General features: G+C 68.5%; 10 protein-coding genes. 2 read left to right on the forward strand and 8 right to left on the reverse strand.

All coding sequences use genetic code 11. The features are described from left to right. Positions 1-24 precede the first annotated feature (24 nt). The 8 genes from Q8K49_RS03795 to Q8K49_RS03830 all read right to left on the reverse strand — a co-directional run bounded on the left by Q8K49_RS03795 (position 25) and on the right by Q8K49_RS03830 (position 7049). Positions 25-1299, reverse strand: a complete 1275-nt coding sequence (locus Q8K49_RS03795) for a folylpolyglutamate synthase/dihydrofolate synthase family protein (protein WP_305304180.1) — start codon at positions 1297-1299, stop codon at positions 25-27. Positions 1300-1304: 5 nt separating this feature from the next. Further along, the gene (locus Q8K49_RS03800) at positions 1305-2213 is read right to left on the reverse strand and encodes an acetyl-CoA carboxylase carboxyltransferase subunit beta (RefSeq protein WP_305304182.1); all 909 of its coding nucleotides are present in this window, start codon (positions 2211-2213) and stop codon (positions 1305-1307) included. Between the two features lie 9 nt (positions 2214-2222). Continuing rightward, positions 2223-3053: a tryptophan synthase subunit alpha gene (trpA, locus tag Q8K49_RS03805; protein WP_305304183.1), complete on the reverse strand. Its 831-nt coding sequence runs from the start codon at positions 3051-3053 to the stop codon at positions 2223-2225. Then, positions 3050-3493, reverse strand: a complete 444-nt coding sequence (locus tag Q8K49_RS03810; RefSeq protein ID WP_305304185.1) for a hypothetical protein — start codon at positions 3491-3493, stop codon at positions 3050-3052. Before Q8K49_RS03810 ends, trpA begins: the two co-directional genes overlap by 4 nt. A gap of 3 nt (positions 3494-3496) precedes the next feature. After that, the gene (trpB, locus tag Q8K49_RS03815) at positions 3497-4681 is read right to left on the reverse strand and encodes a tryptophan synthase subunit beta (protein ID WP_370867724.1); all 1185 of its coding nucleotides are present in this window, start codon (positions 4679-4681) and stop codon (positions 3497-3499) included. A 63-nt stretch (positions 4682-4744) separates the two neighbouring features. Beyond that, positions 4745-5386, reverse strand: coding sequence for a phosphoribosylanthranilate isomerase (locus tag Q8K49_RS03820; RefSeq protein WP_305304189.1), 642 nt, complete (start codon positions 5384-5386; stop codon positions 4745-4747). Then, positions 5383-6075: a pseudouridine synthase gene (locus Q8K49_RS03825; protein WP_305304204.1), complete on the reverse strand. Its 693-nt coding sequence runs from the start codon at positions 6073-6075 to the stop codon at positions 5383-5385. The genes Q8K49_RS03820 and Q8K49_RS03825 overlap by 4 nt, the downstream gene beginning before the upstream one ends. Before the next feature lie 74 nt (positions 6076-6149). Beyond that, positions 6150-7049: a class I SAM-dependent methyltransferase gene (locus tag Q8K49_RS03830; RefSeq protein WP_305304191.1), complete on the reverse strand. Its 900-nt coding sequence runs from the start codon at positions 7047-7049 to the stop codon at positions 6150-6152. 202 nt (positions 7050-7251) lie between these two features. Here Q8K49_RS03830 and Q8K49_RS03835 point away from each other — a divergent pair, with 202 nt between their 5' ends. Next, positions 7252-7878: an isoprenylcysteine carboxylmethyltransferase family protein gene (locus Q8K49_RS03835; RefSeq protein ID WP_305304193.1), complete on the forward strand. Its 627-nt coding sequence runs from the start codon at positions 7252-7254 to the stop codon at positions 7876-7878. Positions 7879-7940: 62 nt separating this feature from the next. Beyond that, positions 7941-8732 (forward strand): hypothetical protein, encoded by a 792-nt coding sequence (locus tag Q8K49_RS03840; RefSeq protein WP_305304194.1) that lies wholly within the window; start codon positions 7941-7943, stop codon positions 8730-8732. Positions 8733-8965: the final 233 nt, after the last annotated feature.

Genomic DNA, 8965 nt, shown 5'->3' on the forward strand with positions numbered 1-8965 from the left:
GGTCGCCGCCCGGCCTGATCGGCATCAGTCCGGCCAGGTCCCTCGGCTTGCGCCGAGCACCTCGCCCGCCAGATACAGCGACCCGCAAATGGTGACCCGGCCGGCGCCGAGCCGCAGGGCGCGCGTCAGCGCCTCCTGAACCGAGGTGCAGGGCGTGGCGCCGAGGCCGTGACCCCGCGCCACCGCCGCCAGAGCTTCCGGCTCGGCCGCCGCCCCGTCGAAGGGGACGGTGAAGACCGCTGCGCCTGACTGACTTAGCGACGCGAAGAAGCCGCCGGCGTCCTTGTTGGCCAGCATGCCGACGATCAGGGCCAGCGGGCGCGGCGCCTTCGCCTGACGTTCCGCCAGCGTCGCCGCCAGCGCCGCCCCCGCATGCGGATTGTGCCCGCCGTCCAGCCAGAGTTCAGCGTCCGCCGCTCCGGCGGTTTCGCCATAGGGTCCGGCCGTCAGCCGCTGCATCCGCGCCGGCCAGCGCACCGAGCGCAGTCCTTCGGCGATGGCTGTCTCCGGCAGATCCAGCTCGAGAGCGACGGCGACCGCCAGGCCGGCGTTGTCGACCTGGTGCGGGCCGGTCAGGGCCGGAGCCGGCAGGTCGAGGAACCGCTCCTGGTCCTGGAAAGACAGGCCGCCGCGCTCGGCCCAGGCGTCGAAATCGACTCCCATGACCGTCAGCGGCGCGTGGACGGCGCGGGCCGCCGCCTCGATGGCCGCCATGGCCGCCTCGGGCTGCCGCGCGATCAGGCCCCGCGCGCCGGCTTTCAGAATTCCCGCCTTCTCTACCGCCACGCCGTACAGGCTGTCGCCGAGGAATTCGGCGTGATCGAGATCGACCGGGGCGATGACGCTGAGCAGCGGCCGCTCGATGACGTTGGTGGCGTCCAGCACCCCGCCGAGCCCGACCTCGATGATGGCCAGATCGGCGGGCGTCTCGCTCATGGCCACGAAGGCGGCGGCGGTGGCGCTCTCGAACACCGTCGCCTCGCTGCCCACAGCCTCGATCCGGTCGAGGATGGCGTTCAGCGGCGCGTCCCCGATCAGTTTGCCGGCCAGCCGGATCCGCTCGTTGAACCGCACCAGATGCGGCGACGTATAGGCGTGGACCGTCAGGCCCGCCGCCTCGGCGATGGCGCGGATGAAGGCGACGGTCGAGCCCTTGCCGTTGGTGCCCGCGACATGAACCACGGGCGGGAGCCGGTTTTGCGGATCGCCCAGACCGGCGCACAGGACGCGCATCCGCTCCAGCGACAGATCGATACGCTGGGGATGCCGTTGTCTCAGTCTCTCCGAGATCAGGTCCAAGGCGATCAGGCCGCCCGACGCTTCCCGCCCATCAGCATCGACAGGACCTTGCCCAGCACGACCGGCAGTTCGGCGCGGGCGACGACACGATCGACCATGCCCTTTTCCTGCAGGTATTCGGCACGCTGGAAGCCGGGGGGTAGTTTCTCGCGGATGGTCGCCTCGATCACGCGTGGCCCCGCGAAGCCGATCAGGGCCCCCGGTTCGGCCAGATGCACGTCGCCGAGCATGGCGTAGCTGGCGGTGACCCCGCCGGTGGTCGGGTCCGTCAGCACAACGACAAAGGGCAGCACCGCCGCCTTGAGCTCCTGGATGGCCAGGGTGGTTCGGGCCATCTGCATCAGGCTGAGGGCGCCCTCCTGCATCCGCGCCCCGCCGGCGGCGGTGAAACAGACCAGGGGGACGCCGCGTTCGATGGCCGCCCGGGCCGCCGCAATGAACGCCTCGCCCGCCGCCATGCCCAGCGACCCACCCATGAAGGTGAAGTCCTGAACGATGACCACCGCCGGCGTGCCGTCCAGTTCGCCGAAGCCGATGGCCATGGTGTCCTTGCGGCCCGCCGCCTTGCGCGCCGCGGCCAGCCGCTCCTTGTAGGGCTTGCCGTCCGAGAATTTCAGCGGGTCCTCGGGCACGCCGGGCGTGTCGATGGACTCATAGTCGCCGTCGTCGAAAGTGGCGCGCAGCCGGGTCGGGGCGTCGATCCGCATATGCCGGCCCGAGGGCGTGACCCACAGGCTGGCCTCCAGATCCGGGCGGTACAGCATCTCGCCGGAATCGGGGTCCTTGACCCACAGATTGTCGGGCGTGTCGCGCCGGCTGACGATCTTGCGGACGCCGGGCGCGAAGCGCGACAGCCAGCCGCCGCGTTTTTCCTGGGGCTTGTCCTGGGATTTGGGAGGAGTCTTGTCAGCCATGAGCGCGCTTTAGACCGTTTCCGCGACCCGCGCACCCCGGACGGCGTCCGCGAGGGCCTTCACCCTGGCCAGAACGCGCGGAACGGCGAGCTCGTTCGCCGCCAGCGCCGCCGCCACCTCGTCCACCAACACCGAGCCGGCCACGACGGCGTCCGCGACGCGCGCGATCTCGGCCGCCCGTTCCGGCGTCTTGACCCCGAACCCGACCGCGACCGGCAGGCCCGAGGCCTTGCGCACCCGCGCCACCGCCGGAGCCACCGACAGGGCCTGCGCCTCCTTGACCCCGGTCACGCCGGCGACCGAGACATAGTAGACAAATCCCGAGGTCCGCTCGGCGATGATCTTCAGCCGGGCGTCGTCCGAGGTCGGGGTCGCGAGCCGGATCAGCGACACCTGCGCTGCGTCCAGCGCATCCGACAGCGGTCCCGCCTCTTCCGGCGGACAGTCGACCACGATCAGCCCGTCCACGCCCGCGTCCGCCGCGTCGCGGGCGAAGGCGTCATAGCCATAGCTCTCGATCGGATTGAGATAGCCCATCAGGATCACGGGCGTGTCGGCGTCGCCGGCGCGGAAATCCGCGGCCAGCGCCAGGGTCCCCTTCAGCGTCAGCCCCGCCTTCAGACCGCGCAGGGCGGCGCGCTGGATCGGCGGTCCCTCGGCCATGGGATCGGAAAAGGGAAAGCCCAGCTCGATCAGGTCGGCCCCGGCGGCGGGCAGGCCGCGCAGGATCTCCAGCGCCTCCTCCCGTGTCGGGTCCCCGGCCATGACATAGGCCACAAACCCGGCCCGGCCCTCGGCCTTCAGCGCCGCGAAACGGGCGTCGATTCGAGCGGTGGTCATTGCGCCGGTGCGGGCGTCGGAGCCCCTGCAGGCTGTGCCGCGCAGATGTCGCCGGGGATGGCGGCGAAGGCCAGCCAGGCCGGCTCGGCCGGACCGGGAACGCGCGCCGGGTCGGCGAAGGCCATCATCTCGAACCCGTCGCAACCGCCGCCCTCCCGGCGCCTCACATAGACGACCCGGTTCTCTTCACCGCCGGCGGGAAGCCATTGCTGGCGGGCGAAGGCCGCACTGTAGACGTCCACCAGGCCGGCGATAGCTGCCTGAGTGGTCACCACGCACATGGCCTGTTGCGCCAGGCCGACCCGGCCGCCGCAGGTCGGATCGCTGACCGCCGTCGGCATCTCCGGTATTTCGACCTGCAGGGGCGCCGGAGCGGCCTGCTGCGCCATCGCCGGCATGGCCAGAAGGGCCGCCGCCGCGGCCATCATTGCGATCTTCATCGTCTACAACTCCACGCCCAGATGCTTCGCCACCGCGAAGATGTCCTTGTCGCCCCGCCCGCACATATTCAGCACCACATCGCCCCCCTTGCCCACTTCCTTCGCGATCTCGCCGACCCGGGCGAGCGCGTGGCTGGGCTCCAGCGCGGGGATGATCCCCTCAAGCTTCGAGCACAGCTGGAAGGCCTCAAGGGCCTCGGCGTCGGTCGCGGCGCGGTATTCGGCGCGGCCGATGTCCTTCAGCCAGGCGTGTTCGGGGCCGATGCCGGGATAGTCGAGCCCGGCGGAGATCGAATGGCCCTCGAGAATCTGACCGTCATCGTCCTGCAGCAGATAGGTGCGATTGCCGTGCAGCACGCCGGGGCGGCCGCCCTGTAGGGAGGCCGCGTGGTCCGGGCCGTCGAGCCCCCGGCCGGCCGCCTCCACCCCGATCAGGCGCACGCCGGCGTCCTCGATAAAGGGGTGGAACAGGCCGATGGCGTTGGAGCCGCCGCCGATGGCCGCGACCACCGCATCGGGCAGCTTGCCGCGCCGCGCCAGCATCGAGGCCCGCGTCTCGCGCCCGATCACGGACTGGAAGTCGCGCACCATGGCCGGATAGGGGTGCGGCCCCGCCGCCGTGCCGATCAGATAATAGGTGTCCTCGACATTGGTGACCCAGTCGCGCATCGCCTCATTCATGGCGTCCTTGAGCGTCGCCCGGCCCGCGGTCACCGGCACGACCTCGGCCCCCAGCAGCTTCATGCGGAACACATTGGGCGACTGCCGCTCGACGTCGGTGGCGCCCATGTAGACGACGCATTGCAGGCCGAAGCGGGCGCAGACCGTCGCCGTCGCCACGCCGTGCTGGCCGGCCCCGGTCTCGGCGATGATGCGCGTCTTGCCCATCCGCATGGCCAGCAGGATCTGGCCCATGCAGTTGTTGATCTTGTGCGCGCCCGTATGGTTCAGCTCGTCGCGCTTGAACCAGACGTCGGCCGCGCCGTAGTGGGCGGTCAGCCGTTCGGCCAGATACAGCGGGCTGGGCCGGCCAACATAGTCGGTCAGAAAGCCGTCCAGCTCGGCCTGGAACGTCGGGTCCGCCTTGGCCGCCTCGTACGCGTCGTTCAGCTGATGGATCAGCGGCATCAGCGTTTCGGCCACGAACCGCCCGCCATAGGGGCCGAAACGGCCCTCGGCGTCGGGCATGGCGTACTGGTTGGGAATGATGGCGTTCACGATCAAAGCCTTGACGCGGGGGAGCGGCGGAATTCAGGCCGATCGGACGGCGTCGAGAAACGACGTGATCAGCGCGGCGTCCTTAACACCCGGCGCGGTTTCGACGCCAGAGGACACATCCACGAGCGGCGCGCCCGCAATCCGGATCGCCTCGCCCACATTGTCTGCGGTCAGGCCGCCGGCCACGAACCACGGATGTCGGTAAGCCCTGTCGGCCAGCAGCGCCCAGTCAAACCGCGCGCCGACCCCGCCGGGGAGGAGAGACCCCTCGGGCGGCTTGGCGTCGAACATCAGATGGTCGGCGAACGGCTGCCAGGCCTCCGCCTCGGCGAGATCCTCATGCGTGCGGATCGGCAGCGCCTTGATGATCCCCGCCCCGGTCAGCATCCGTACCTGCTCGGCCCGCGCCGGCGTTTCCGAACCATGCAGCTGGATCAGGTCCGGCTTGAGAATCAGGGCGATTTCAGTCAGCAGGGCGTCGTCTGCATCGACCGTCACCGCCACGATCTTCGCCTTGCCCCGGGCGCGGTCGAACAGGGTCGCTGCACGCAGCGGTTCGATGTGGCGCGGGCTTTTGGGGAACACCACCGCCCCGACGAAGGCCGCGCGGCCCGCGAGGGCGGCGTTCAGCGTGTCCGGCGTGGTCAGGCCGCAGATTTTGGCGTGGGCGCTCATGCAGCGAATATGGCGTCGATCGCTGTCTGATCCAGCAACCGCCATTCTCCCGGCGCCAGATCGTCCGGCAAGGCCAGCCCGCCGACCCGCTCACGGTGCAGTTCCTCGACGTGGTTGCCCACCGCCGCGAACATCCGCCGCACCATGTGATAGCGGCCCTCGGTCACCGTCAGCCGGGCCTCGGTCGGCGACAGCCCTTCCAGCACGGCGGGCGACAACGGCTTGTCCTCGCCCTCAAGCACCAGGCCGCCGGCGGCGAAGACGTCGCCCTCCGTCCCGTCCAGCGGTCGCGCCAGCGTCGCGCGATAGACCTTGGCCACATGGCGTTTGGGCGAAATCACCCGGTGCAGCAGGTCGCCGTCGTCGGTCAGCAGCAGCAGCCCCGTCGTCGCCTTGTCCAGCCGGCCAATGGTCGAGATGGCCGGATCGCGCCGCCGCCAGCGCGGCGGCAGGACGTCATAGACCAGGGCCCCGTCCTCCTTGCGCGAACAGGTCATGCCCAGCGGCTTGTGCAACATCATCACCAGACCCGGCGGCGGATCCAGCGGCTGGCCGTCGATCTCCATCCGCACAGGCAGGTCCGGCGTCACCGCGATCCGCCTGGACACATCGGTCAGGTCGGCCCCGTCCAGCACGATCCCGCCGGCCTTACCCAGCCGCGCCATCTCGGTGCGCGAGCCATAGCCCATCGAGCCGAGCAGCTTGTCCACGCGGCTTGTTGGCGGGCTACCGCGCTTCGCGCTACTTGAGCCCGAGGGCGACTTCACTTCACCGCCTCGAACACCTTGTAGCCGCCGGCGTCGGCGGCCATCCGCACCCGTTTGAAGGCGGCGTTCAGCTCAGCCTCATAGGGCAGGTGGCGGTTGGCGACGAGCCACAGCACCCCGCCCTTGCCCAGCATCCCCGCCGCCTGACGGATGAAGGCCTGCCCCAGCCGCTTGTCCTCGGCCCCGCCGTCGTGGAAGGGCGGATTGGTGACGACGAAGTCGAGATCGCCCGTCGCCTCGACCGTCCGCGCATCGGCCCATTCGAAGGCTGCGCGCGGGTCCGTGACGTTCTTTCGCGCGGCCGCGATCGCCCGCCTGTCCAGATCGATCAGCCGCAACGAGGTCACCACAGGCGACGCCAAAACCACGGTCGCAAGAGCGCCGTAGCCGCAACCGAGATCGGCCCCCGCCCCCTTCAGCGACGGCATGGCCTGGGCCAGCAGCAGGGAGCCGGCGTCGATCCGGTCCCAGGCGAAGACGCCGGGCTGCGACCAGGCGTCCAGCCCCTCGACCAGCCGGGGCGCGCCCGCGGCGATGGCCTCGTCCATGCCGGTCAGGGCTTGCGGCCGGATGACGACGCAGCGCCGGTGGTGCGCCTTGGCGCTCTCCCCGACTTCAACGCCGAAGCCTTCCAGCTCCTTCTTCAGCCGCGATCCGCCCTTGTCCTTGGCCGCCATCACGTCCAGCCGGCCGCCCGGCTTCAGCGCCCTCAGCGCCAGGGCCAGGGCATACCGCCGCTCCAGCACGCCCGGCGGAGCGTAGACCATGATGTCGTCAGCCGAACCTTCAGCCACATCCTCAAGCGGAGTCGAGCCGGGGATCAGGGGCGAAAGCTGGATCGCCGCGCCGGGCGGGTCGAACACCGCCGGCGGGCGTCCGTAGAGAAGAGATGTCATGGCGGCGCCTATAGCCGGATTGAGCGCCGGCGCGAAGCGCACGCTGACGGACCCGTCTCGATGAGGGCGCGGCCTCAGGGTCGCGGACAGGGGCGGTGAGCGGACCTCTGACATCTGTTGGCTGGACGAGCGCGCCGACGGGGCGTACGCGCTACGGTTAAGCCAAGGACTGGCGTCCCCAGCCTCACGGAGTATCGGTGGAATGGTCGCATTGCCGGACGATAATCACCTGCGACGTGTGCAACTCATACGAAAGGCCATCCTCGCAGCCTGCATCCTGGCGGCCTGTGCACTGGCGGCGGTAAGCCACACCCTCGGCGGTGAGAGCATGGTGCACGAAGGGCTCGAAGCCTTTGGGCTGGCGCTGATCGGCATCTGCATCGTGGGGCGCGCCTGGTGCTCGTTGTATATCGGCGGCCGAAAAAAGGCAGAGATCGTTGAACGCGGCCCGTATTCCATCAGCCGTAACCCGCTCTACGTTTTCAGCTTCATCGGGGCTTTCGGCATGGGGGCGCAAACCGGCTCGATCACCATGGCGCTGCTTTTCACGGTTATCGCCTTCGTCGTTTTCTACGCAACCATCCGGCGGGAGGAAGACTGGCTGGCGACCATGTTCGGTGCACAATACGCAGCCTATCTGCAGCGGACTCCACGCTTCGGGCCGGATTTCCGAAAATGGCAGGATCAGGAGACGCTGGTCGTGCGTCCCACGTTTTTCCTGACAACGCTGCGCGACGGCCTCGCCTTCCTGCTTGTGATCCCGCTGTTCGAGGCGCTGGAACACGCTCAGGATGCCGGCTGGGTACCCGTGATGTTTACTCTCCCCTGACGGCGCAATCTCGCCGTGTTGGGGGTGGATTTTAAGCGCCTTCGAGCCAGGACAGGTGAAATATGACGGAAGCCCAAGGCCTCAACGCCAGATCGCTGGAAGTTCTCTCCAAGGTCCCCGCAGTGACCTTGGGGTTCTGGGTGGTCAAAATCCTCGCAACGACATTGGGGGAGACGGGGGGCGACACCGTCAGCATGACGATGAAGCTCGGCTACCTGACCGGGACCGCCATCTTCGTTGCGATTTTGGCCCTGTTGGTGATCCTGCAGGTCAGGGCGAAGCGGTTCCACCCACTCCTCTACTGGGCAACGATCATCGCGTCGACGACGGCGGGAACGACCTTGGCTGACTATGCGACCCGATCACTGGGCATCGGCTATACAGGCGGTTCAGCTCTTCTCTTCGCGGGGGTGGTGGCCTCCCTGGCCGCATGGAAGCTGACGCTCGGTTCAGTGTCGTCCGACCACATTTCCGAACCTCGGGTAGAGCTGTTCTATTGGCTCACCATCACCCTGTCTCAAACCCTCGGAACTGCTTTGGGAGACTGGACCGCAGATACGGGCGGGCTGGGCTATCTGGGAGCAGCGGTGGTGTTCGGTGGTCTGCTGGCCGTTGTCGCCGGACTGGCCCTTTGGACACGCGTCAATCGCGTCCTGTTGTTCTGGGCCGCCTTCATCCTGACCCGTCCGCTGGGCGCGGTTGTGGGCGATTTTCTGGACAAGCCGGTCGACCACGGAGGGCTGGCTTTCAGCCGCCCAGTGGCCTCGGCAGTTTTGACCGTGGCCATCCTGGCCCTCATCTTCCTGCTTCCGCAGAAATCAGGTAAGCATCCGCAGGAGAAGGCTCCGCTGTAGCTTGTAGCGGTCTCCTTGATTATCCCGGATCAGGTAAGGTCTACTTCTGGTCGGGAGCCGCCGGTCTCCAGAGGCCGTTCGCGAACGCGGTCGGCTAGGTCCAATCGACATTCAGGGATTCCCGGATCGCCGGATGCGTGATTCATAGGTCTCCGCTTTGGCGGAGGTCTGAGATGGGTGTGAAGCGATACGAACTGGACGAGGCGCAGTGGGCTCGTATCGAGCCGCTATTG

It is taken from the genome of Brevundimonas sp., assembly GCF_030682035.1.
Lineage (GTDB): Bacteria > Pseudomonadota > Alphaproteobacteria > Caulobacterales > Caulobacteraceae > Brevundimonas.